General features: G+C 72.3%; 19 protein-coding genes. 9 read left to right on the top strand and 10 right to left on the bottom strand.

Going from position 1 to position 24,529, the window contains the following annotated elements; all coding sequences use genetic code 11:
- Nucleotides 1–70: 70 nt before the first annotated feature.
- The 5 genes from ACFYY1_RS12745 to ACFYY1_RS12725 form a co-directional block, all read right to left on the bottom strand.
- Nucleotides 71–652, bottom strand: a complete 582-nt coding sequence (locus tag ACFYY1_RS12745; RefSeq protein ID WP_388583947.1) for a Uma2 family endonuclease — start codon at nucleotides 650–652, stop codon at nucleotides 71–73.
- Between the two features lie 71 nt (nucleotides 653–723).
- Nucleotides 724–1,551 (bottom strand): L,D-transpeptidase family protein, encoded by an 828-nt coding sequence (locus ACFYY1_RS12740; protein WP_388583945.1) that lies wholly within the window; start codon nucleotides 1,549–1,551, stop codon nucleotides 724–726.
- A gap of 141 nt (nucleotides 1,552–1,692) precedes the next feature.
- Complete coding sequence (locus tag ACFYY1_RS12735) at nucleotides 1,693–2,196, bottom strand: hypothetical protein (RefSeq protein ID WP_388583943.1); 504 nt, start codon at nucleotides 2,194–2,196, stop codon at nucleotides 1,693–1,695.
- Nucleotides 2,193–3,695: an ATP-binding protein gene (locus ACFYY1_RS12730; protein WP_388584691.1), complete on the bottom strand. Its 1,503-nt coding sequence runs from the start codon at nucleotides 3,693–3,695 to the stop codon at nucleotides 2,193–2,195. The genes ACFYY1_RS12735 and ACFYY1_RS12730 overlap by 4 nt, the downstream gene beginning before the upstream one ends.
- Nucleotides 3,696–3,769: 74 nt before the next feature.
- The gene (locus ACFYY1_RS12725; RefSeq protein ID WP_388583940.1) at nucleotides 3,770–4,465 is read right to left on the bottom strand and encodes a response regulator transcription factor; all 696 of its coding nucleotides are present in this window, start codon (nucleotides 4,463–4,465) and stop codon (nucleotides 3,770–3,772) included.
- 135 nt (nucleotides 4,466–4,600) lie between these two features.
- On the opposite strand from ACFYY1_RS12725, the gene ACFYY1_RS12720 reads away from it, so the two are divergent.
- From ACFYY1_RS12720 to ACFYY1_RS12705, 4 genes are read left to right on the top strand one after another with little or no spacing between them, the layout of a single operon-like run.
- Nucleotides 4,601–5,269, top strand: coding sequence for a hypothetical protein (locus ACFYY1_RS12720; protein ID WP_388583938.1), 669 nt, complete (start codon nucleotides 4,601–4,603; stop codon nucleotides 5,267–5,269).
- Nucleotides 5,266–6,363 (top strand): peptidoglycan-binding protein, encoded by a 1,098-nt coding sequence (locus ACFYY1_RS12715; RefSeq protein WP_388583936.1) that lies wholly within the window; start codon nucleotides 5,266–5,268, stop codon nucleotides 6,361–6,363. The genes ACFYY1_RS12720 and ACFYY1_RS12715 overlap by 4 nt, the downstream gene beginning before the upstream one ends.
- Nucleotides 6,360–7,079 (top strand): ABC transporter ATP-binding protein, encoded by a 720-nt coding sequence (locus tag ACFYY1_RS12710; RefSeq protein WP_388583934.1) that lies wholly within the window; start codon nucleotides 6,360–6,362, stop codon nucleotides 7,077–7,079. The genes ACFYY1_RS12715 and ACFYY1_RS12710 overlap by 4 nt, the downstream gene beginning before the upstream one ends.
- On the top strand, nucleotides 7,076–8,269 hold the full coding sequence (locus tag ACFYY1_RS12705) for an ABC transporter permease (protein ID WP_388583933.1): 1,194 nt from the start codon (nucleotides 7,076–7,078) through the stop codon (nucleotides 8,267–8,269). The genes ACFYY1_RS12710 and ACFYY1_RS12705 overlap by 4 nt, the downstream gene beginning before the upstream one ends.
- 68 nt (nucleotides 8,270–8,337) lie before the next feature.
- On the opposite strand, the gene aspS is transcribed toward ACFYY1_RS12705, so the two are convergent.
- Nucleotides 8,338–10,161, bottom strand: a complete 1,824-nt coding sequence (aspS, locus tag ACFYY1_RS12700) for an aspartate--tRNA ligase (RefSeq protein ID WP_388583930.1) — start codon at nucleotides 10,159–10,161, stop codon at nucleotides 8,338–8,340.
- A gap of 173 nt (nucleotides 10,162–10,334) precedes the next feature.
- Here aspS and ACFYY1_RS12695 point away from each other — a divergent pair, with 173 nt between their 5' ends.
- Complete coding sequence (locus ACFYY1_RS12695) at nucleotides 10,335–12,425, top strand: SpoIIE family protein phosphatase (protein WP_388583927.1); 2,091 nt, start codon at nucleotides 10,335–10,337, stop codon at nucleotides 12,423–12,425.
- A gap of 30 nt (nucleotides 12,426–12,455) precedes the next feature.
- Here the strand turns inward: ACFYY1_RS12695 and ACFYY1_RS12690 are convergent, their stop codons facing one another.
- The 3 genes from ACFYY1_RS12690 to ACFYY1_RS12680 form a co-directional block, all read right to left on the bottom strand.
- Nucleotides 12,456–13,547, bottom strand: a complete 1,092-nt coding sequence (locus ACFYY1_RS12690; RefSeq protein WP_388583924.1) for an AI-2E family transporter — start codon at nucleotides 13,545–13,547, stop codon at nucleotides 12,456–12,458.
- An 82-nt stretch (nucleotides 13,548–13,629) separates the two neighbouring features.
- Complete coding sequence (locus tag ACFYY1_RS12685; protein WP_388583922.1) at nucleotides 13,630–14,586, bottom strand: pirin family protein; 957 nt, start codon at nucleotides 14,584–14,586, stop codon at nucleotides 13,630–13,632.
- 155 nt (nucleotides 14,587–14,741) lie between these two features.
- Complete coding sequence (locus ACFYY1_RS12680; protein ID WP_072487501.1) at nucleotides 14,742–15,182, bottom strand: SseB family protein; 441 nt, start codon at nucleotides 15,180–15,182, stop codon at nucleotides 14,742–14,744.
- 171 nt (nucleotides 15,183–15,353) lie between these two features.
- Here ACFYY1_RS12680 and ACFYY1_RS12675 point away from each other — a divergent pair, with 171 nt between their 5' ends.
- The 4 genes from ACFYY1_RS12675 (at nucleotide 15,354) to ACFYY1_RS12660 (ending at nucleotide 22,618) form a co-directional block, all read left to right on the top strand.
- Nucleotides 15,354–17,180, top strand: a complete 1,827-nt coding sequence (locus ACFYY1_RS12675; RefSeq protein WP_388583920.1) for an acyl-CoA dehydrogenase — start codon at nucleotides 15,354–15,356, stop codon at nucleotides 17,178–17,180.
- A 182-nt stretch (nucleotides 17,181–17,362) separates the two neighbouring features.
- Nucleotides 17,363–18,040 carry a hypothetical protein gene (locus tag ACFYY1_RS12670; protein ID WP_388583918.1) on the top strand — a complete coding sequence of 226 codons (678 nt, stop codon included), beginning with the start codon at nucleotides 17,363–17,365 and terminating at the stop codon, nucleotides 18,038–18,040.
- Between the two features lie 83 nt (nucleotides 18,041–18,123).
- Nucleotides 18,124–19,422, top strand: coding sequence for a M18 family aminopeptidase (locus ACFYY1_RS12665; RefSeq protein ID WP_388583915.1), 1,299 nt, complete (start codon nucleotides 18,124–18,126; stop codon nucleotides 19,420–19,422).
- A 196-nt stretch (nucleotides 19,423–19,618) separates the two neighbouring features.
- Complete coding sequence (locus ACFYY1_RS12660; RefSeq protein ID WP_388583912.1) at nucleotides 19,619–22,618, top strand: BTAD domain-containing putative transcriptional regulator; 3,000 nt, start codon at nucleotides 19,619–19,621, stop codon at nucleotides 22,616–22,618.
- 45 nt (nucleotides 22,619–22,663) lie between these two features.
- On the opposite strand, the gene ACFYY1_RS12655 is transcribed toward ACFYY1_RS12660, so the two are convergent.
- The gene (locus tag ACFYY1_RS12655) at nucleotides 22,664–24,490 is read right to left on the bottom strand and encodes an NHL domain-containing thioredoxin family protein (RefSeq protein WP_388583910.1); all 1,827 of its coding nucleotides are present in this window, start codon (nucleotides 24,488–24,490) and stop codon (nucleotides 22,664–22,666) included.
- Nucleotides 24,491–24,529: the final 39 nt, after the last annotated feature.

The raw sequence follows: 24,529 nt of genomic DNA, 5'->3' as shown, positions 1-24,529 counted from the left end.
ACGGCGAAGGGCGGGACCGGTGGTAGCGGTCCCGCCCTTCGCCGTACTGCCGCGCGTGCCTTGCCCCGGGTCAGCGGACCCAGTTCTTCAGCGGCTCGGTGTCCAGTTCGATGCCCACCGGGTCGGGCAGCTCGACGGTCTTCCCGTACGGAACCGTCACCACCTGCTCGTACCGCACTCCGTCGGGCTGCGAGTGCACCTTGACCTCACAGGTTTCGCGGTCGACGAGCAGATAGACGGGAATCCCTGTCTCGGCGTAGGCGCGCGGCTTCTCGACCCGGTCCCGTCGGTCGGTGTCCTCGTCGTACGAGGTGACTTCGACGACCATCAGGACGCCGCTGGGGTCGGCCCATTCGCCCTGGCCTACGAACGCACCACTGAGAGCGAGTGCCCCATCGGGCCGGGCGTTCCCCTTGCGGTACGTCTCGATGCGCAGCCCCTGTTCGGCATAGAGCCAGCGGCCGGGATCGGCCTGCATGCATTGCCGGGTGAGCCACTCGATGATCCGCCCGTGGTCCCCGTCCGGCACAGCCTTGACCCCCATTTTCCCGTTCACGAACTCCAGACGCAGCGCTTCTTCCGCGCGTATGGCGTGACGGGCAAGGTCCTCGAAGACCTCCTGTGTCAGCACACCCTCGTCAGTCACGGTCATCACTGCCTCCTGGTAAGGAAACGGGCTTTCCCCAGCATAAGGGCCGGCCCACCTCCCGCCCCCTGCCCCGTTCACTCCTCCAGTGCCTGGGCGTCACCCATCACGACGACCGGCTTCTTCGCCGGGTCGAGGGTGCTCAGGAGTTCCCGCATCCGGTCCAGGGGGAGCGAGATGCAGCCCTGGGTCGGGCCGCCGTGGTCGACGTGGATCCAGATGCCGCCGCCGCGCTCCTGGCCGAGGGGGCGTTCCGGGTCCAGCGGGGTGACGCCGGGGGTGCGGTTGTAGTCGATGGCGACGACGTAGTCGAAGGACCCTTCGAGCGGCTCCCCGTCGAAGCCCTCGCCGCTCACCACGAACGCCGGGTTCTGGTCGTAGGGGAACGCCGTGTCGGGAGGGTCGAACAGGCCGCCCGCGTGCGTCAGACCGTAGACCCCGACCGGGGAGCGCAGGTCGCCCTCCAAGTGCTCGTCGGTCCAGCCGTTCAGGGCGTTGTGGGCCGGCCAGCGGGTCGTGACGGGCATCCAGCCCAGGGCCGGGTTGTCGCGGGCGTAGAGGACCGCGGTGGACAGGCTGGAGTCGTAGTCGTCGCCGGTGACGACGAAGACCTGTTTGGCGGACGCCGGGATCGCGGCCCGGGTCTTCGGTCCCAGCGCGGGGATCTCGCGCGGCCGGACGACCGGCGCGTGCGGCCCGGGGGCGGCCCGTTTGCGCACCCCGTCGGCCTGTGGGCCCGCGACACCGGCGCTGGCCGTGGCGCCCGCCCGGACGGCGGGGTCCTTGGTGACGGCGGTCTCGGGGGTGCCGCCGCAGGCGGTGAGCAGCAGCAGCGCGGCGGCACAGGTGCCGACGTGGACGGCGTACGGGGGACGCCGGACGGCCGACGGGCGGAACACGGACACGGGAACTCCTCAGCACTCGCGGGGTGACGGCGGCGCAGACGGGCTCCCCGTCACGTCTCTTACCGCCGAACCCAGTTAACGCCGCGTCGTGCGAGCGCGAACCCGTACGGGGTCCATACGGCCGTATCCCCCGCCGGTAAGTCAGCCGTTGAGGAACTCCGGGCACCGGTACGGGCCCAGCGCCTCGCCCTCGGACGGTCGCAGGGTGACCTCGACGTCGTCGGTCCTCACCTTCGGCTCCAGTACGGACTGGGCGCGCGCCAGCGTGCACACCAGCTGGCCGGTGGCCTGGTCGCGTCCCGACTCCCCGTAGAGGCCCTCCAGCCGCACCGTGACCCGGGCGCCCGAACCCGTCGCCGAGTAGCCGCCGAGGTGGACGAGGGAGGTGAGTCCGCCCTGGTCGGCGGGCGGCGTCCGCGCGCCGAGCAGCTTCAGTACGCCGTTGAGGTCCTCGACCTCGACGTCGATGAGCGGCACCGCGCGCAGCCCGGCGGCGGAGGCGTAGTACAGCCGCATCCCGCGCGTCGGCCCGGACGCGGGCTCGCCCGCGCCTATCACCCCGGTCGGCTGGACGCCGCAGCCCATGAGGGCGAGCCCCAGCGCGGCGACCGCAACCACGACCGTGATGCCCTGTCGGTCCCTCACTCCGTGTCCTCTCCCGTACGTCGCAGGGGCAGCCGCAGCGTGAACACCGCGCCGCGCGCCGGTCCGTCCGCCACGTCGGCCACGTCCGCCGCATCCGCCGCGTCGGCCACCTCGATCGTGCCGCCGTGCAGCCGGGCGTTCTCCAGCGCGATCGCCGTGCCGAGGCCGCTGCCCTGTCCGCTGTCGTCGGCAGCGCCACGGGTGCGGGCCGCGTCCGCCTTGTAGAACCGGTCGAAGACCCGCTCCCGTGCCTCCGGCGGCAGCCCCGGTCCGTGGTCGGCGACGGACAGGACCACCCACTCGCCGTCCGCCGCATCGGCCGCCGCACCGGCCGTTCCGAGCGTCACGGTGACCGGCGGGGCGCCGTGCCGCAGCGCGTTGCCCACCAGGTTCGCGACGATCACGTCGATCCGGCGCCGGTCGACCACCGCCCGCAACCCCTCGGGAAGCTCGGTCCGCACCCGGTCCGTCCAGCCGCGCAGCGCCAGCGAGGCCCGTACGGTGTCGGCGAGATCCGCCTCGGCCGCGTTCAGCCGTACCGCCTTCGCGTCGAAGCGGGAGATCTCCATCAGGTCCTCGACCAGCCGGGACAGCCGCGCAGTCTCCGCGCCGACGGTACGGGCCGCCCGCGCCGCGTCCGGCGGCAACTGGTCGGCGTCCTCCTCCAGGACGGTGGCCACCATCGTCATCGCGGCGAGGGGCGTGCGCAGCTCGTGCGACACGTCCGCCACGAAGCGGCGCGCCTTCGCCTCCTGCTCGCGCAGCTCCGTGTCGGAGGACTGGAGCGCGTCGGCGGTCTCGTTGAACGTCCGGGCCAGTTCGGCGAGTTCGTCGTGCCCGGAGACGGCGACCCGGGTGCCGAGGTCCCCGGCCGCCAGCTCACGGGTGGCCCGGCCCAGCTTCCGCACCGGCCGCAGCACCGTGCCCGCGGCCAGCAGTGCCAGGACTGCGGCCAGCAGCACCACCGGCACCATGCCGGCCCGTACGGAGTCCAGCAGGGCGGCGGTGTCGTCGCGTTCGGCCCGCAGATCGGTGATCGCGTAGACCTCCAGGCCGGAGGTACGGCGGTCCCCGTCGTCGAACCGGACGGGCGTGCCGACCACCAGATAGGGATCGCCCCGCCACCGCACCCGCTGGAACCCGGCCTGGTCGCCGGTCATGACGGCGGTGCGCAGCTCGGTGGTGATCCTGGACGTGGTGTCGGCGAGCGAGTCGGAGACGGCGGAGAGGTCCTGGTAGCGGGCGACGACGATGTTTCCGCCGAGCCCCTCCGACACCCTCGCCGCGAACCGGGACAGCGACTGCTGGTCGGGCGGTACGTCGAGGTCGGCGGCGACCGCGGTGACCCGCTCCCGGAGGTCGTCCACGGCGGCGTTCTGGGTGCGCTGGAGGACGGCGGTGCGGGCGTCCCGGTAGGCGAGGGCGGTCGCGGTCACCGCGCTGACCAGCGCGACGACGACGAAGGTGACGACGAGCCGGACGCGCAGCCCGCCGACCAGGCGTCGCGAGCGCCTGGTCGGGGCGGCGTCGCGCCTGCCCTTGTCCGTACGGTCAACGGCTTTGCCCGTACGGTTCACAGCGGCCCGAAGCGGTAGCCGAAGCCCCGCACCGTCTGGACGTACCGCGGCTTGGCCGGGACGTCCTCCAGCTTGGCCCGCAGCCGGCCGACCGCCGCGTCCACCAGCCGGGAGTCGCCCAGGAAGGTGTGGTCCCAGACGGATTCGAGGAGCTGCTCGCGGCTGAGCACCCGGCCGGGGGCCGCCGACAGCTCCAGCAGCAGCCGCAGTTCGGTGGGCGGCAGCGGGACCGGTGTGCCGTGCTTGGTGACGGTCAGCCCGGCGCGGTCGATCACCAGCCCGGCGAGGTCGGCGGCGGCCCCGCGCACCGGCCCGGACGGTTCCGCCCGCCGCAGCGCGGCCCGGATGCGGGCCTCCAGGACGGGCGCGGTGACCGGCTTGACGACGTAGTCGTCGGCGCCCGCCTCCAGACCGGTCACGATGTCCTGGTCGTCGCCGCGTGCGGTCAGCATGATGACGGGCAGGGCCGCCGAGCGGGCGCGGATGCGGCGGCACACCTCGAAGCCGTCCATGCCGGGCAGCATCAGGTCCAGGACCACCAGTTCCACCCCTGCGCCCCGTTCCCCGGCCAGCAGGGCGAGGGCCTGCTCGCCGGTGGCGGCGGCCTCCACGCCGTACCCGTGCCGGCGCAGCACGAGCTCCATTCCGTCCCGTACGGACGCGTCGTCCTCGATGAGCAACACATGCGGCATGGAGCCGATTATGGGCACGTCCGGACCGCCCGCGTCTGCCCCGGACAGGGGCGGAGGCGCAGGCCGGGGGCATTGTTACGTTCCCATCATGTGGCCATGGAGCGGCCATCATCCGGGGCGGCGAACGTACGGCGCATGACCTTCCCCAGGACGAACCCCCGCGCCACCGCCCGGCTGCGCATGACCGCGCTCGTGGCCCTGCCCGTGCTCGCCCTCGCCGTCGCCTGCGGAGGCGGCAGCGGTGACGGTGACGACGGCGGTACGAAGAAGAGCGACGTGATCGCCGACGTACCGGAAACGCGAGAGACACCGGGCACCCAGGACACGCCGGCCACGCCGGGCGCGGGCCCCGGGCCCGCTGCCAAGAGCGCCTTCTACGACGCCCAGTTGAAGTACGTCCGGTGCATGCGCGTCAAGGGCGGCTACAAGGACTTCCCCGACCCGAAGCTCAGCGGCTACCTCGACTGGGACAAGGTCAACGAGATCGGCTCCCAGCCGGGCCGCAACGAGGGCATCAAGGGCGGCGAGGGCGGCGCCTGCGTCGCCGAGCTGCAGGCCGCCATGGACGCCGAGCCCGAGCGCGACCAGCAGAAGTCCTACGAGTCGATGCTCGCGCACGCCAAGTGCATGCGGGACAACGGCGTCTCCCGGTTCACCAACCCGACCATGAGCGGCGGCAACGCCCAGCCGGGCGGCGACCCGAACCCGGCGTCCCCGTCCATCGACACCAACTCACCGGCGTACAAGAAGGCCCGCGAGGCGTGCGAGTCGAAGCTGCTCGACGGTCTGGACGGCATGCAGTGAGGCGCCGCACCACCTTCCTCGCGCTCGGTGCGGCGGCCCTCGCCGCCGCCGTCACCGGGAGCGTCCTGTTCCTCGGCGACGGCGGCCTCCTCCGCGACGGCGGCGACGCGGGCGCCGCCGCGCGGGGCGGCGGCCCGCCGCCCGCCACCGCGACCGTCGTCCGCACCGACCTCGTGCGGTCCACGACGGTCGACGGCAGGCTCGACTTCTCGCAGCGACGCGCCGTCAAGGCCGCCGTCGAGGGAACCGTCACGGTCGCCGCCCCCGCAGGGAGGAAGCTGACCATGGGGCAGGCGCTGTACGAGCTGAACGACAAGCCCGTCACCCTCCTCTACGGGCCGGTCCCGATGTTCCGCGAGATGAAGCCCGGCGACCGGGGCAGCGACGTGCTCCAGCTGGAGCGCAATCTGCGTGACCTGGGGTACGGGTCGCGGCTCCACGTCGACGTCCGGTACGACGCGGACACCGCGGCCGCCGTCGAGCAGTGGCAGAAGTCCCTCAACCGCGAGCCCACCGGCAGGGTCGGCAAGGGCGATGTCGTCTTCCAGCCCGGCCCGGTCAAGGTGGTCTCCGCCGACGCGGCGCTCGCCGATCAGGTCGGCCCGGACGAGCCGGTCCTGACGATCGCCTCCACCCGGCCCGTCGTACGGGCCGAACTGGAGCAGAGCGACGGCGCGCTGACCTCACGGAACACCGCGGTCGAGGTCACCCTGCCGAGCGGGAGGACCGTGGGCGGCCACGTCGCCGGTACGGTGCGCCCCGAGGAGCGGGCCGCCGGCGGCGACGCGGGCGCCGGGGACGGCATCACCGTCGAGGTCGTCCTGGACGGCGGGGCGGGCGCCGCGTCCGGCGAGGACGCCGGGAAACCGGTGAGCGTGAAGTTCGTCAGCGAGGCGCGTGAGGGGGTCCTCGCGGTCCCCGTCGAGGCGGTCGTCGCCCTGCGCGGCGAGAACGGCGGCTACGGCCTCCAGGTCGTCCGGGGAACCTCCTCGCGGATGATCCGGGTGGAGACGGGCATGACCGCCGACGGGCAGATCGAGGTCAGCGGACCCGACGTGCGCGAGGGCCTGAAGGTCGGAGCGGCCGCGTCATGACACCGGCCCCGGTGATCGAATTGCGCGGCGCCACCAAGTCGTACCCCGGCGGCGTCCACGCCCTGCGCGGAGTGGACCTCACCGTCGAGGCGGGCGAACTGCTCGCCGTCGTCGGCCCGTCCGGCTCCGGCAAGTCCACGATGCTCAACATCATGGGCACGCTCGACAGGCCCACCACGGGCACCGTCGCGGTGGCCGGGTACGACGTGTCCGGGCTCTCCGACTCCCGGCTCTCCGCACTGCGCGCCCGCCACATCGGCTTCGTCTTCCAGCACTTCCACCTGGCGGCCGGGCGCGACGCGGTGGACAACGTCGCCGACGGACTGCTGTACGCGGGCGTCGCGCCGAAGGAACGGCGCAGGCGCGCCCGGGAGGCACTCGCCAGGGTGCGGCTGGACCACCGCGGCTCGCACACCCCGAACGAGCTGTCCGGCGGCGAGAAGCAGCGGGTGGCCATCGCCCGTGCCCTGGTGGGCGGTCCCCGGCTGCTGCTGGCCGACGAGCCGACCGGGGCACTGGACACCGCGTCCGGCGAGATCGTCATGGAGCTGCTGCACGAGCTCAACGCATCCGGCACCACCGTCTGCGTGATCACCCACGACAACGGGATCGCGGACTCGCTGCCGCGCCGGGTCCGTTTCCGGGACGGCGAGATCGTCTCGGACACGCGCACCGGCACGCTCCTCGGCCCACGTACACGGAAGGCCGGTTCATGAAGAACGAGCTCAGGCCCGCCCGCCTCTCCCCCCGCGACGTCCTGCGCGTCGGCGCGGTCGGTCTCCGTGCCCGTCGCGCGCGCGTGGTGCTCTCGGCGCTCGGCATCGCCATCGGCATCGCGACGGTGGTCGCGGTCGTCGGTCTGTCCGAGTCGAGCCGCGCGGACCTGATGGCCCGGCTCGACCGCCTCGGCACCAACCTGCTCACCGCCGAGGCCGGCCGCGATGCCATGGGCCGACCGGTCCGGCTGCCGAAGAACGCGGTCGCGATGGTCGAGCGCATCGGCCCGGTGCGGCACGCCACGGCCACCGCCGACATCGACGCCCGCATCCGCCGCAGCGACGTGGTGCCCGAGGAGCGCACCGCGGGCGTCACCGCCCAGGCGGTCCGCGCCGACCTGCTCTCCGCGCTCGGCGGTGAGGTCGGCAAGGGCACCTGGCTGACCCCGGCCGGTGAGCGCCTCCCCACGGCGGTGCTCGGCTCGGTGGCGGCGGAGCGCCTGGGCATCACCCGAACCGGCGAGACGATCATGATGAACGACATCCGTGTGGCCGTCGTCGGCATCCTCGAACCCCTCGAACTGGTCCCCAACCTGGACCGGGTGGCCATGGTCGGATTCCCCGCCGCCGAGCGCCACTTCGGCTTCGACGGCCACCCGACCACCGTCTTCGAGCGCTCCACCGACGCCTCGGTCGAGGACGTACGGGCGGTCCTGGCCCGCACCATCAGCCCCGGCAACGTGGCGGGCATCAAGGTCTCCCGCCCCTCGGACGCGCTGGCTGCCAAGGCCGCCACCGACGAGGGCCTGACGAACCTGATGCTCGGTCTGGGCGCGGTGGCCCTGCTGGTCGGCGGGGTGGGCGTCGCCAACACCATGGTCATCTCCGTCCTGGAACGCCGTCAGGAGATCGGGCTGCGGCGCTCGCTGGGCGCGACCCGGGGCGCGATCCGGCTCCAGTTCCTGACCGAGTCGCTGCTGCTGTCGGCGCTGGGCGGGGCGACGGGCGCACTGCTGGGCGCGGCGGCGACGTACGGTTTCGCGCGGGTCCAGGGGTGGACGGCGGTGGTCCCTCCGTGGTCCCTGGCGGGCGGGCTGGCCGCCACCCTTCTGATCGGCGTGGCCGCGGGCCTCTATCCGGCGATCCGCGCCTCCCGGCTCCACCCGACGGTGGCCCTGAACGCGACGTGAGACAGGCCACCGGAAACATGAAACATCCCCCGGCCGGGGTCGGCCGGGGGATGTTTCACGTGAAACCCTTACTTCGCGCCGGTGTCCCTCGCCACGGAGTCCTTGGGGTCCGCCTTTTCCTTCGCCGCCGCCGTCGCCACCGGCTTGCGGAGCTGGATGTTCAGCTCGCGCAGCCGGGTCTCGTCCAGCTCCGTCGGGGCGCCCATCATCAGGTCCTGGGCGTTGCCGTTGAGCGGGAAGGCGATCGTCTCGCGGATGTTGGGCTCGTCGGCCAGCAGCATCACGATGCGGTCGACGCCCGGGGCGATGCCACCGTGCGGCGGGGCGCCGAGGCGGAAGGCGCGGAGCATGCCCGCGAACTCGTGCTCGACGGTCTCGCGGTCGTAGCCGGCGATCTCGAAGGCCTTGAGCATCAGCTCGGGCTCGTGGTTACGGATGGCGCCGGAGGACAGCTCGATGCCGTTGCAGACGATGTCGTACTGCCAGGCGAGGATGTCCAGCGGGTCCTTCTCCTCCAGGTCCTTCAGGCCGCCCTGGGGCATCGAGAAGGGGTTGTGGGAGAAGTCGATCTTGCCGGTGTCCTCGTCCTTCTCGTACATCGGGAAGTCGACGATCCAGCAGAACCGGAAGACGCCCTCCTCGAAGTGGCCGGCGCGCTTGGCGGCCTCGACGCGGACGACGGACATGATCTTGGAGACCTCGTCGAACTCGCCCGCGCCGAAGAAGACCGCGTGGCCGGGGACGAGGGAGAGACGCTCGGTGAGGGTCTTCACGTCGGCCTCGGTGAGGAACTTGGCGATCGGCCCCGCCAGGGTGCCGTCCTCGCCGACGCGGACCCAGGCCAGGCCCTTGGCGCCGTGCTGGACGGCGTAGTCGCCGAGGCCGTCGAAGAACTTCCGGGACTGGCCCGCGGTGTCCGGGACCGGAAGGGCGCGGACGTGCTTGCCGGCGAACGCCTTGAACTCCGAGTCGGCGAAGACGTCGGAGATGTCGACCAGTTCCAGCTTGGCGCGCAGGTCGGGCTTGTCGTTGCCGTACTTCAGCATCGACTCGCGGAACGGGATGCGCGGGAACGGCGAGGTGACGTGGCGGCCGTTGCCGAACTCCTCGAAGAGCTCGGTCATCAGCTTCTCGATCGGCCGGAAGACGTCCTCCTGCTCGACGAACGACATCTCGACGTCGAGCTGGTAGAACTCGCCGGGCGAACGGTCCGCGCGGGCGTCCTCGTCGCGGAAGCACGGCGCGATCTGGAAGTAGCGGTCGAAGCCGGAGATCATCAGCAGCTGCTTGAACTGCTGCGGGGCCTGCGGCAGGGCGTAGAACTTGCCCGGGTTCAGGCGGGACGGGACGACGAAGTCACGGGCGCCCTCGGGGGAGGTCGCGGTGAGGATCGGGGTCGCCATCTCGTTGAAGCCGAGGGCCACCATCTTGGCGCGGATCGAGGCGATGACCGCCGAGCGCAGCATGATGTTGCGGTGCATGCGCTCGCGGCGCAGGTCGAGGAAGCGGTACTCCAGGCGCCGCTCCTCGTTGACCCCGTCCTCGGTGTTGATCGTGAAGGGCAGCGGGGCGGCCTCGCCCAGCACCTCGACCTCGGTGACCTCGATCTCGATCTCGCCGGTCGGGAGCTCCGGGTTGACGTTGTCGGCGCCGCGCGCGGAGACCTTGCCGTCGATCCGTACGACGGTCTCCTTGGTGAGCTTCGCCAGCGCCTCGTTGCCGGGGGTACCGGGGCGGGCGACCAGCTGCACCAGACCGTAGTGGTCGCGCAGATCGATGAAGAGGATGCCACCCAGGTCTCGGCGATTGTGCAGCCAGCCGCTCAGTCGGACGTCGGTGCCGACGTCAGAGGCGCGGAGCTCGCCGCAGGTGTGGGACCTGTACCGATGCATCGTCGTTCATCCAGTCTTCGCGGTTCGGGGTGGATTCAGCCACCCCAGGCTACCGCCCGCACCCGCACCGAAACATTGACATTGACATTCCAAGATCATCCGAGGCCCGCCGAGGCCCCGTGGAGGCACCCCTTCGGTGGCGTCCACCGGGCAGACCTTCTTAAAGTAGGGCAATGCGCACCGAGGACGTCCTGGCCGCGACCGCGACCGGTCTGTGGCGCTGGGACAACGCAGCCGGGACCGTCACGCTCGATGCGGAGGCGGCCCGGCTCCTGGAGCTGCCCGCGGCTGCCGGTGTCTTCCGCGAGGCCGCGGTGCGCTCCCGCTTCCACCCCGTCGACTGGAACGAGATCTACGGCGTGGTGAACCTCGCCCGCGCCGAGGGCACCCTCGCCGAGGCCCGGCTGCGGGTCGTGGACGGAAGCGGCCGGGTGCTGCGCACCGTCCGCAGCCGCTCCAAGCCACTGTTCGTCAGGTCGGCGAGCGGCGCGGACTACGTACTGGTCGGCACCCTCCAGGAGGTCGCCGAGCCGCAGCCGGGCACCACCGGGGCGCACACCCCCATCACCGGGGACTGGCGCCGCTCCCGCGAGGCCTTCCTGCTGGACGCGGGCCGGGCGCTGGCCGAGGCCAGGTCGACCGCGGAGGTGCTGCGGGTCGCCGCCTCGCTCTCCATGCCGGGCTTCTCCCCGGACGGCCTGGCGGTCTTCGGCGTCGCGGGCGAGCGGCTGACGATCATCGGGCACCACGGGCACAGCGTGGGCGACGAGGACCCGTTCACCGACATGCCGCTGGAGACCGACTACCCGGCCGCCGAGGTGGTACGGACAGGGCGGGCGATCTATCTGCCGTCGCCCGAGGAGTACAGCCGCCGCTACCCGGTCACCTGGCCGCTCGCCAGCCGCTTCGGGCGCCAGTCCTGGGCCTTTCTGCCGCTGATCGTCGCGGGGCACACCATGGGCGCCTGGATGGCGGGGTTCAAGCACCCGGTGTCGTTCTCACCGGACGAGCGGTCCGTACTGACGACCGTGGCCCGGATGCTGGCGCAGGCGCTGACCCGGGCCGGGGTCGCCGAGACCGAGCGGGAGCTGTCGCTGGGGCTCCAGCGCTCGATGATGCCGACGCTCGGCCCCGTCATCCCGGGGATGACGGTCTCCGCCCGCTACATCCCGACCGGCGGCGGTCTCCAGGTCGGCGGCGACTGGTACGACATGATCCCGCTCCCCAACGGCCGCATCGCCCTGGTCATCGGCGACGTCCAGGGCCACGACGTGCGGGCCGCCGGGCTGATGGGGCAGCTGCGGATCGCCCTGCGCGCGTACGCCTCCGAGGGGCACCGTCCGGACGCGGTGCTCTCGCGGGCGTCGCGCTTCCTGTCCGGGCTCACGGACGCGTACGAGGACGGGGAGGAGACCGGACCGCGCTTCGCCACCTGCCTGTACGCGGAGACCGATCCGGAGACCGGCACGCTCTACATGGCACGGGCCGGCCACCCCGACCCCGTGGTGATCACCGCCGACGGAACGGCGATGATCCACCAGACCGAGGGCGGCATGCCGCTCGGCATCGAGACGGACGCCGACTATCCGACGAGCCGGCTCACCCTGGGGCCCGGAGAAACGATCATGTTCTGCACGGACGGGCTGATCGAGACCGGCGGCCATGACATGTTCTCCGGCTGGGACCGGCTGCGGCCGGTCCTGGAGCAGCAGACCGCCGACCTGGAGAAGCTCGCCGACGCCCTCGTGCAGGCCGTGCACGGGCCGACGTCCCACTACACGACGGGCCCGCTGGCGGACCGCCGGGAGGACGACATCGCGCTGCTGCTGCTCCGGTACGACGGAGGGGCGCGCCGGCAGCCGGTGCCCCGGCGCACCGCGCTGACCATCGCGCAGGCCGAGCCGGAGCGGATCGCGGCGGCCCGGCAGCAGCTGCGGGAGCTGCTGCACGACTGGGCGGATCCGGAGCAGGTCGACGCGGCGGTGCTGATGATCTCCGAGATGGCCACCAACGTCCTCGTCCACACGGACGGGGACGCGCTGATGCTCGCTCAGGCGACGGGGGAGCACGGCGAGCGGCGGCTGCGGGTGGAGGTGTCCGACGGCAGCGACGAGCTGCCGCACAAGCGGCGCCCCGGGGAGATGGCCTCCAGCGGCCGCGGGCTGGTGCTGATGGAGATGCTCGCCGACGCGTGGGGGGTGGACCCGCAGGGCGCGGGGAAGTCGATCTGGTTCGAGCTGTACGAGTCGGAGCCGGCGAACTGAGACACCCCCGATCGCCGGCCGGCTGAAAGGTCAGGCGCCTTCCGGTGCCGGGCCGGGCTCCGGCCCCTGGCCGGACGGCGGGCCCGTGCGGTCCCCGCGCAGCTCGCCGAGTACGCCGAAGGCCGCCGCGCAGGCCGGGACCGCGAGCAGCATGCCCAGCAGGCCGGCCACACTGGCGCCCGCGGTGATCGCGATCATGATCATGGCGGGGTGCATCTGCACCGTACGGCTCTGGATCATCGGTTGCAGGACGTGGCCCTCCAGCACCTGCACGGCGAGCACGACGCCCAGTGCCCAGAGGGCGATCACGAAGCCCCGGTCGGCGAATGCGACCACGACCGCGACGGCGCCCGAGATGAACGCTCCGAGGTAGGGGATGTAGGCCCCGACGAAGACCAGCGCACCGAGCCCCACCGCGCCGGGAACACGCAGGATCAGCAGGCCGATGGTGATGCAGAAGGCGTCGATCAGCGCGATGAACGTGGTGCCGCGCATGAAGCCCTCGACGGCCTCGAAGGCCCGCCGCCCCATCGCCTCGACCAGGTCCCCGGTACCGCGCGGGGCGACCGAGTGGGCGAGGCTCACGGCCTTGTCGGAGTCACGCAGGAAGAAGAAGGTCAGCAGCAGGGCGAGGACGCTGGTCGCGATCAGCGAGCCGATCAGGCTGATCCCGGAGAGCAGCCCGCCCGCGGCGCTCGCGCCGAACTTCTCGACGAGCTTCCGGGCGTTGGCCACCAGGTCGTCCACGCTGGTGTTCTTGCCGATCCCGAAGTGGTCGACGACCCACTGACCTGCGTCCTTCAGGGACCGGACGATCTGGTCACCGGTGTCGACGAGCGCGGTGACGACGATGTACCCGGCACCGCCGACCACCGCGACGAGCAGCACACAGGTGAGCCCCGCGGCGAGCGAGCGCTTCAGCCCGCGGTCGGTCAGCCAGCGGTGCACCGGCCCGAGCAGCGCCGTACCGAGCAGCGCGAGCAGCACTGGGGTGACCGCGGTCTTGAAGATGATGCACAGCCAGATGGCGACGGCGGCGACCCCGGTGACGAGGAGGACCACGCCGCACCAGGCGGCGGCACGGCGCGCCGCGTCGGGCAGGAGGGGCTTGTCGGTCTGCACCCTCCCACCCTATTCGGCGCGGGGGCCGTGTCTCTCCTGCGAGGCCGCACGGGTGACGGCCCGTCACCCGGCGGCGGCGAGGTCACATCCCGTGGACCGCGGGCACGGTGCCGAGGCGGCCGGCCTGGAAGTCCTCGAAGGCCTGCTTCAGTTCGGCCTGGCTGTTCATCACGAACGGCCCGTAGTGCGCCATCGGCTCCCGGATCGGGCGGCCGCCGAGCAGCACGACCTCCAGGTCCGGGGTGTTGCCGTCCTGCTTCTCGTCCGCGCGGACGGTCAGCGAGGAACCGGCGCCGAAGACCGCGGTCTGTCCCAGGTGGATGGGGCGGCGCTCCGCGCCGACGGTGCCGCGGCCGGCCAGCACGTAGGCGAGTCCGTTGAAGTCCTCGCGCCACGGCAGGGTCACCTCGGCGCCGGGGCGCACGGTGGCGTGGATCATCGTGATCGGGGTGTGCGTGATGCCGGGGCCCTCGTGCCCGTCGAGCTCACCGGCGATGACGCGGAGCAGCGCGCCGCCGTCCGGGGAGGCGAGGAGCTGGACCTGACCGCCGCGGATGTCCTGGTAGCGGGGGTTCATCATCTTGTCGGCCTTGGGCAGGTTCACCCAGAGCTGGAGGCCGTGGAAGAGGCCGCCCGACATCACCAGGGACTCCGGCGGGGCCTCGATGTGCAGCAGCCCGGAGCCGGCGGTCATCCACTGGGTGTCGCCGTTCTGGATGGTGCCGCCGCCACCGTTGGAGTCCTGGTGGACGAAGGTCCCGTCGATCAGGTACGTGACGGTCTCGAAGCCGCGGTGCGGGTGCCAGGGGGTGCCCTTCGGCTCGCCGGCCGCGTACTCCACCTCGCCCATCTGGTCCATCATGATGAACGGGTCGAGGTGCTTGTAGTTGATCCCGGCGAACGCGCGGCGAACCGGGAAGCCCTCGCCCTCGAATCCGCTCGGCGCCGTGGTCACGGCGAGCACGGGACGGGGCGTCGCATCGCCGGAAGCGGCGACCTTGGGCAGGGTCAGCGGGTTTTCAACAGTCACTGCGGGCATGGGAGCCACCTCCGGGATCGTCGTGCCTTCAATTTAGTTGAATGGTGAACATCTTGCAAGGTGCACTTCATTCCCTCAGTCGTCCGGAGCAACGGACCGGGGCAACGCGAAGGGCCCGCACCGAGCGGTGCGGACCCCTTGCGAAGGACGGGATCTCAGCCGTACATGCGGCGCATCGCGAAGTCGACCATCTGCTCCACGGCCTTCGCGTCGAAGACCATGCGGTGCTCACCCTCCATGTCGAGGACGAAGCCGTAGCCGGTCGGCAGCAGGTCGATCACCTCGGCCCCGGTGATCACGAAGTACTTGGACTCCTTGCCCGCGTACAGCCGCAGCTCCTTGAGCGTGGTGAACATCGGGATCACCGGCTGCTGGGTGTTGTGCAGCGCCAGGAAGCCGGGGTTGTCGCCGCGCGGGCAGTAGACCTTCGACGTCGCGAAGATCTGCTGGAAGTCCTCGGCGGACAGCGAGCCGGTGGTGAAGGCCCGTACCGCGTCACCCAGGGACGGCGGCGAGGGCTCGGGATACAGCGGCTGCTCGCCGTAGCCGCCGCCCATCTGCTGCTGTGCACCCGGGTTCTGGTCGTAGCCGTACATACCGCAAAGAGTAATCGGACACATCGGGGCCTTGAGGGGTTGCGTCTTATTACTGACGGGTAGCATCATCGTAGAGGTCAGCTCATATACGCACCGCCACCTCGTCGCCCGCCCGGCCGACACCCCGTCCCGGGGCATTGCGCGCCACTGCTATTGATTACGGAGCCTTCCATGGGGCACTACAAGTCGAATCTCCGCGACATCGAGTTCAACCTCTTCGAGGTGCTCGGGCGCGACAAGACGTACGGCACCGGCCCGTTCGCCGAGATGGACGTCGAGACGGCGAAGAGCATCCTCGACGAGGTCAACCGCCTCGCGGAGAACGAGCTGGCCGAGTCCTTCGCCGACGCCGACCGCAACCCGCCGGTCTTCGACCCGGAGACCAACACCGCGCCGGTCCCGGCGACCTTCAAGAAGTCGTACCAGGCGTTCATGGACTCCGAGTACTGGCGCCTGGGCCTGCCCGAGGAGATCGGCGGCACCACCTCGCCGCGCTCCCTGATCTGGGGCTACGCGGAGCTGCTGCTCGGCGCGAACCCGGCCGTGTGGATGTACTCCTCCGGCCCGGCGTTCGCCGGCATCCTCTTCGAGGAGGGCAACGAGGCGCAGAAGAAGATCGCCGAGATCGCCGTCGAGAAGCAGTGGGGCTCGACGATGGTGCTGACCGAGCCGGACGCGGGCTCCGACGTCGGCGCGGGCCGCACGAAGGCCGTCGAGCAGGAGGACGGCTCCTGGCACATCGAGGGTGTGAAGCGCTTCATCACCTCGGGCGAGCACGACATGTCCGAGAACATCATCCACTACGTGCTGGCCCGCCCCGAGGGCGCCGGCCCCGGCACGAAGGGCCTCTCGCTCTTCATGGTCCCGAAGTTCCACTTCGACTGGACCACCGGCGAGCTGGGCGAGCGCAACGGCGTGTACGCGACCAACGTCGAGCACAAGATGGGCCTCAAGGCGTCCAACACCTGCGAGATGACCTTCGGCGACCAGCACCCCGCCAAGGGCTGGCTGATCGGCGACAAGCACGACGGCATCCGCCAGATGTTCCGCATCATCGAGTTCGCCCGCATGATGGTCGGCACGAAGGCCATCGCCACCCTGTCGACCGGCTACCTGAACGCGCTGGAGTACGCCAAGGAGCGCGTCCAGGGCACGGACCTGTCGCAGTTCATGGACAAGACCGCCCCCAAGGTCACCATCACGCACCACCCCGACGTGCGCCGCTCCCTCATGACGCAGAAGGCGTACGCGGAGGGCATGCGCTCCCTGGTGCTGTACACCGCCGCCGTCCAGGACTCGATCCAGGAGAAGGAGGCCGCGGGCGAGGACGCCAAGGCGCTGCACGGCCTCAACGACCTGCTGCTCCCGATCGTGAAGGGCTACGGCTCCGAGAAGTCCTACGAGCAGCTGGCGCAGTCGCTCCAGACCTTCGGCGGCTCCGGGTACCTCCAGGAGTACCCGATCGAGCAGTACATCCGTGACGCCAAGATCGACACGCTGTACGAGGGCACCACGGCGATCCAGGGCCAGGACTTCTTCTTCCGGAAGATCGTCCGCGACCAGGGTGCCTCGCTGAACGCCCTCTCCGAGGAGATCAAGAAGTTCCTCGCCGGTGCCCAGGGCAACGAGGAGCTGTCCGGCGCGCTGGACTCGCTCGCCAAGGCGGCCGTGGACCTGGAGGCGATCGTCGGCACGATGATCACCGACCTCACCGCGACCGGCGAGGACGTCAAGAACATCTACAAGGTGGGCCTCAACACCACCCGCCTGCTGATGGCCTCCGGCGATGTCGTCGTCGGCTACCTGCTCCTCAAGGGCGCGGCCGTCGCGGCGGAGAAGCTGCCGACCGCCACCGCGAAGGACGTCGCCTTCTACCAGGGCAAGATCGCCGCCGCGAAGTTCTTCGCCGCGAACATCCTGCCGGGCGTCTCGGCCGAGCGCGCGCTCGCCGAGTCCGTCGACAACTCGCTGATGGAGCTGGACGAGGCCGCGTTCTAGCCGCTCCCGCTCAAGATCGCCGACACGCACCGTCACCCGGACACGCTTTCGGGTGGCGGTGCTGTCGTATCGGCCACGGCGAAGGCCCGACCGCCATCGACCGCCCGTGGACCTGGCCCCACCCCACCGCACCGGCCCTCTCTAAGATCGGACGTCAGGCAGCCGGAGGGGGCGGGTTCATCATGGGCGGCAAGGGTTTCGTGGGTACGCGACGGGGTCGGGGACTGCTGGCGGCGGGGGCGGTGGCGCTGCTGCTCGCGGGGTGCGGGGGCGGGGGCGGTGACGCCGAGGCGGCCGCGCTCGGCAAGAAGCAGGCCACCTCGGTGCTGCCGGACGCGAAGGCCGTGCCGGGCTGGCGGATGTACATGAAGCCGGACGCCCAGGAGCCGGTCCCCGAGTACCCGCCGTCGGTCTGCGTGGCCAGGACGAAGGAGCAGCGGAAGACCGCCTGCGAGCCGGTCACGTTCTGGGGCGGCTCGGCCTTCTCCCGCAAGTCGGACGTGACCACGCTCAATTTCTGGGTCCTCGCCTACAAGGACGAGAAGACCGCGGACGCCGCGTACGACATCCTGGCCGAGTGGTACGGCGGGGACCGGGTCGGTCAGGACGCCGAGAAGGTGGAGATCGGCGATCCGGGCGCGGAGCACGTGTCCAACCGGGCGGCGGTCGGCACCATGGCCGGACCGGCCACGATCACGCAGATCCGGGTCGGCACGACCGTCCTGGGCATCAGCACCGGCACCTCGGGCAAGGCGGTGGTGGCCGACAAGGAGGTCGAGGCGTTCGCGGCCATGTTCGCCGAGCGGGCGCAGCAGGCCCAGAACGGCGAGAAGCCCTCGGCGGCGATCCCGGGCAGCTGAGCGGGGGCCCCGCGCAGGACGGCGGACACCCCCTGTGCGACGGCGGTGAGGCCGCCTGGTCCGCTCTCGTTACAGTGAGGAACATGAGTTCCTCCCTCCGCTTCGACCGCGGGCACACCGACGACCTGATGGCCTTCCTGATGGCCTCCCCCTCCCAGTACCACGCCGTGGCCACCGCGGCCGGCCGGCTGGAGAAGGCCGGGTTCCGGCAGGTCGAGGAGACCGCGGCCTGGGACGGGACGAGCGGGGGGAAGTACGTCCTGCGCGGCGGCGCGATCGTGGCCTGGTACGTGCCGGAGGGCGCCTCGGCGCACACCCCGTTCCGGATCGTCGGGGCGCACACCGACTCGCCGAACCTGCGGGTCAAGCCGCGGCCCGACACCGGGGCGTACGGCTGGCGGCAGGTCGCCGTGGAGGTCTACGGCGGGACGCTCCTGAACACCTGGCTCGACCGGGACCTCGGCCTCGCGGGCCGGATCTCGCTGCGCGACGGCACGCACCGGCTGGTGAACATCGACCGGCCGCTGCTGCGCGTACCGCAGCTGGCCGTGCACCTGGACCGGTCGGCCAACCCCGACGGTCTCAAGCTCGACCGGCAGAAGCACATGCAGCCGATCTGGGGGCTCGGGGACGTCGAGGAGGGCGACCTGATCCGGTTCGTCGCCGAGGAGGCGGGCGTCGACGCCGAGGACGTGACCGGCTGGGACCTGATGCCGCACGCCGTCGAGCCGCCCGCCTACCTGGGCCGGGACCGCGAGCTGCTGGCCGGGCCCCGGATGGACAACCTGCTCTCCGTGCACGCGGCGACCGCCGCGCTCGGCGCCGTCGCCGGACAGCCGGACGCGGAACTTCCGTACATCCCGGTCATGGCCGCCTTCGACCACGAGGAGAACGGCTCGCAGTCCGACACCGGCGCCGACGGCCCGCTGCTCGGCACGGTCCTGGAGCGTTCGGTCTTCGCGCGCGGCGGCACGTACGAGGACCGCGCCCGCGCCTTCGCCGGGACCGTCTGCCTCTCCTCCGACACCGGTCACGCGATCCACCCCAACTACGCCGAGCGCCACGACCCGACCCACCACCCCGTGGTCAACGGCGGACCGATCCTCAAGGTCAACGTCAACATGCGGTACGCGACCGACGGCAGCGGCCGGGCCGTGTTCGCGGAGGCGTGCCGGAAGGCGGACGTGCCGTGGCAGACGTTCGTCTCCAACAACTCGATGCCGTGCGGCACCACGATCGGCCCGATCACCGCCGCCCGGCACGGCATCCAGACCGTGGACATCGGCGTCGCGATCCTGTCCATGCACAGCGCCCGTGAACTGTGCGGGGCGGACGACCCGTACCTGCTGGCCAACGCGCTGGCGTCGTTCCTGGCGGGCTGAACCCGGCCGCCGCGAGGCCGTCGACGGGCCGGTGCGCAGGACGCTCCGGCCCGTCGGCCCGCCGTCGCGCGGCGCCCGTCGCGGGCGCACCCCGCCGAACGGGCACAACCCGTCGTCGGCTCTCCGGCACCCCCGATATCCTGGGACTTTTCCGAGCCCGACTCCGGGCGCGTCCTGCCCGGAAGGGAAGCCCCCAGTGGAGTTCCGGCTGCTCGGCACCGTCTCCGTCGACACGTTCACCGGGCCGCTGCCGCTCGGTCCCGCCAAGCGCCGCAGCCTGCTCGCCGCGCTGCTGCTGTCCGCCAACACCCCCGTGACCATCGCGCGGCTGACGGACTCCCTGTGGGACGACACGCCTCCGCTGCACGCCCGCAGCGTCATCCAGGGGCATGTGTCCCGGCTGCGCGCCCTGCTGGTGGGTGCGGACGCGGAGGCGTACGGGGTGGAGCTGGTCACCCTCGGCGACGCCTATGTGCTGCGGCTGCCGGAGACCCTGCTGGACGCGCAGCGGTTCGAGGAACTGCTGACGCTGGCGCGGGGTCAGCGCAGCCCCGCCGACTCGGTGCTGATGCTCAAGGAGGCGCTGTCCCTGTGGCAGGGCCCGGCGCTCAGCGGCGCGTTCGCCGGGCGGCCGCTCCAGGCCGCCGCGCACTCGCTGGAGGAGTCCCGGCTGGCGACGGTCGAGCAACTGGCGCACGCCTACGCGGCGCTGGGGGAGCACAACCGGGCCGCGGCGGTGCTCCGGGCGGAGGCCGTCGCGCACCCGATGCGGGAGTCGCTGGCGGCGGCCCTGATGACGGCGCTGTACCGGGCGGGGCGTCAGTCGGAGGCGCTGGACTGGTTCCACCGCACGCGGCGGCTGCTCGCCGACGAGCTGGGGATCGATCCGGGACATGAACTCGCCGACGCGTACGCGCTGATCCTGCGCGGCGACCCCGGGCCGGACGCCGGCCGCGAGGGCGGCCGGAACGCGCCCGACCGGCAGGGGACGGCGGCACGCGGTCCGGTCCGGGCGGGCGGCGGTGGTGACGGCGTCGGCCGGGGCGGCTCCGGCGACGGGCCCGGCAGCGGTGGCGGGCCCATGCCCGCGGCCCGTCCGGCGGCGGACCGGCGGACCGGACCGGACGGCGGGGCCGCGGTCGAACCGGCCCCCCGGTCGGACCAGCTGCCCGGCGGCGCAGAAGGCGGTACGAACGGCGGTACGGGCAGCGGTACGGACGGTGCCCCCGGCCCCGTGCCGCCCCGGCCGCTCCCCGTGCCGTCCCTCGCGGGCGTGCCGCACCCCACCGATCTGCTGCCCCGCGCACCCCGCGGTTTCCAGGGGCGGACCGCCGAACTGGCCGCGCTGACCCGGGCCGCGGCGGGCGAGGCGCCCGTCTGCCTGGTCACCGGACCGGCCGGGGTGGGCAAGACCGCGCTGGCCCTCCACTGGGCGCACCGCAACCCGGCCGCCTTCCCGGACGGGCGGCTCTTCGCCGATCTGCGCGGGTTCAGCGACACCGGTGAGCCCGCGCTCATCGAAGTGCTGCGCGAGTTCCTGCTGGCGCTCGGCGTGGCGCCCCGCCGCGTCCCGGAGTCCGTCGCGGCCGCCGCCGCGCTCTTCCGTTCGCTGACCGACCGGCGCCGGCTGCTCGTCGTACTCGACAACGCCCGGCACTCCGCCACCGTCCGGCCGCTGCTGCCGGGCGGCACCGATTGCGTCACCCTGGTCACCAGCCGCCACCGGCTGGAGGGCCTCATCGCCTCGGACGCGGCCCGCCCCGTGCCGCTCGACGTGCTCGAACCGCCGGACGGCACGGCCCTGCTGGCCGGTGTCCTCGGTGAGGACCGGGTGCTCGCGGAGCCGGTCGCGGCCGGCCGGCTCGCCGAACTCTGCGGCGGGCTGCCGCTCGCGCTGCGGGTCACCGCGGCCCGGCTGGCCGGGCGTCCGTCGTGGACGCTGGCCGGTCTCGCCGACGAACTGGCCGACGAGCGCAGCCGGCTGACGTTCCTGGACGTGGACGACACCGGCGTCTCGGCCGCGCTGCGGCTGACCGTGCAGCAGCTGCCGCAGGACGCCGTCCACCAGCTCGCCCGGCTCGGCCACCATCCCGGCAGCCACTTCGACCCGTACACGGCGGCCGCGCTGGCCGGCACCGACCCGGTCGTCGCCACGGCGGCGCTGGAACGGCTCGCCGCCGCCCATCTCGTCACCGAGGCGGCGCCCGGACGCTGGGTGCTGCACGATCTGATACGCCTCTACGCCCGGGGCATGGACCCCGAGGGCGGGTCCGAGGCGCTCACCGGGGTTCTCGACCACTACATCGCCACCGCGCTGGCCGCCGCCGACACGGCCGAGCCCGGCGGCGAGCCCTGCTTCGTCCTGCCGGAGGACTACCACCGCCCGGTCGCCGTACGGGACTTCGTCGACCGGGCGACGGCGATGCACTGGCTGGCGGCCGAGCGCGACGATCTGGCGCTGGCCGCCGTCGCGGCCCGGACCGCCGGGTTCCACGACCGGGCGTGGCGGATCATCCTGCTCCAGTGGCCCCAGGTCGTGTGGCGGGTGCGGGACAGCTGGTCCCCGCTGCTGGAACTGGCGCTGGACTCCGCCCGCGCCCAGGACGACGCGTACGCCGAGTCGCGGGTGCTCAACCTGCTGGGCTGGGTGCTGACCGAGGAGGGCCGGACCGCCGAGGCCGTCGCCCTGCTGGAGCGCTCACCGATGCTGGCCCGGCAGGCCGGCGACCGGCTCGGCGAGGCGACCGCGCTGATCAATCTGGCCGTCGTCCAGGCCGAGCAGGGGGAGCTCGACACGGCGCTGGAGGGCTGCGGGCGGGCCGTCGAGCTGGCCCGTGAGGAGGGGGACGCGCACACCGAGATGCTGGCGCTCCAGCACCTCGCGCGGATGCAGCTCACCGCGAACCGGCCGCACGAGGCCCTCGAATCCGTCCGGACCGCGCTCGACCTGGGGCCCGAGCACGAGGAGGCCGCCCGCAGGGTGCTGCTGCTGACCACCAGCGGCGAGGCCCGGCTGGCGCTCGGCGAGGAGGACGAAGGGATCCGGCTGCTGGATCTGGCCGCCGGGGAGGCGGAGAACGCCGGCTACGACGAGGGCGCGGTGCGGGCCCTCCAGGCGCTGCTGCGGGTCACGGCGGAGCCGGAGTACCTCAAGCGGTACGAGCAGGCGGTGCGACGGCTCACCGACGACGGGTGAGCCGCTCCGGGCCCGGTCCGGTGTCCGGGCCCGGTCCCGGGATCCTCAGCCCTGCTCGTCCATGCCCGCCAGCACCAGCGGCAGCCGGGCCGTTCCCGTGGCGCTCACGCGGACCGGGACGCCCCAGTCCTGCTGGTGGACGTGGCAGGCCGGGTACTCGTTCGCCGGGTCGTCGTCGCAGGACGCCGCCATCGCCGACACGTGCAGGACGCCCTCGGTGACGTCGTCGGCCAGCACCAGGTCACGGAACAGGTCCGTGCCCGGCCCCGCACCCCGCGCCAGCAGCTCGGGCGGGGTCGCGGAGACCAGCAGCCGGGTCGAGGGACCGTACCGGGTGTCCAGCTTCTGCCCGGCGGGCGCCTGGAAGACCACATCGAGCCGGAGCGTGCCCGGGGCGATCTCGGTGGCCGCCCGCTGCGTGCGGTGCGCCTGGTCGGCGACGCGCACGGCCTCCTCGGGCAGCCGCAGCCGGGTCAGCCGGTGCCGGGCGGACTCGACCACGACGAGATCGCCGTCGACCAGCACGGCGTCACTGGGCTCGCGCAGATCCGTGGCCAGGGTGGTGACCTCGCCGTTCGCGGGGTCGTAGCGCCGCAGCGCGTGGTTGTACGTGTCGCAGACGGCGACGGACCCGTCGGGCAGCGCGGTCACCCCCAGCGGGTGCTGGAGCAGCGCCTGTCCGGCGGCGCCGTCGCGGTGCCCGAAGTCGAAGAGCCCGGTGCCGACGGCCGTACGGACGGCGAAGCCGTCCCCGTCGCGCTCGACGTACCGCAGGGCGGACGTCTCCGAGTCGGCGACCCAGAGCCGCTCGCCGTCGGCGGAGGCGGCAAGACCGGACGGCTGGGCGAACCATGCCTCGTCGGCCGGCCCGTCGACCAGGCCCTCGTTGGTGGTGCCCGCCGCGACCTGGACGGTCCGCGTCGCGGGGTCGTACGTCCACAGCTGGTGCACACCCGCCATGGCGATCCACAGCCGGTCCGCGAACCAGGCGACGTCCCACGGGGAGGAGAGGTCTACCTCGCGGGCCGGTCCCGAGGTCGGCGAGCCCTGCCACCACTGGCGGCCGGTGCCGGCGAGCGTCGTCGTCTCCCCGGTGGCGAGGTCGAGGGCGCGGATGGCGTGGTTGACCGTGTCGGCGACGGCGATCCGGCCGTCCGGCAGCACGGCGAGCCCCTGCGGCTCGGAGAACCGGGCCGCCTCCGGCCCGCCGTCGAGGAACCCCCTGCCCCCCGTTCCCACGTGACGGCGAACCGTTTCACTGTCACGTTCGATTTCGACCAGGCGGTGGCGGGTGGTGTCGGAGACGAGGAAGCCGCCGTCGGGCAGGAGCAGCGCCTTGCCGGGGAAGCGCAGATGCGTGGCGACCGGTTCGGGCGCGACATAGGGGCCGTCGCCGCGGCGCAGAGTGCCCTTCGCCCCGTGCTCGGCCTCCAGCTCCTCGACCAGCTTCGCGATGGCGTGGGCGTGGCCCTCACCGGCGTGCTGGGCGACGACATAGCCCTCGGGGTCGATGACCACCAGCGTGGGCCAGGCCCGTACGGCGTACTGCTTCCAGGTCGCCAGTTCGGGATCGTCGAGGACCGGGTGGTGGACCTCGTAACGCTCGACGGCGTCGACCACGGCCTGGTGCTCGGCCTCGTGGACGAACTTCGGCGAGTGCACCCCGATGATGACCAGGGTGTCCCGGTGCTTCTCCTCCAGCTCGCGCAGCTCATCGAGGACATGCAGACAGTTCACACAGCAGAAGGTCCAGAAATCCAGGATCACAATGCGTCCTCGCAGGTCAGCGAGGGTGTACTGCTGGTCGCCTGTATTGAGCCAGCCGCCCTTGCCGACCAGCTCGGGAGCCCTGACGCGCGCACGTGTTGCCATGTGAACAGTCAACATCACCGTGGCGTCCACACATTCCTC

This window comes from Streptomyces sp. NPDC001890 (assembly GCF_042891445.1).
Taxonomy (GTDB): domain Bacteria; phylum Actinomycetota; class Actinomycetes; order Streptomycetales; family Streptomycetaceae; genus Streptomyces.
This window is presented reverse-complemented; position numbering and strand designations above follow the sequence as displayed.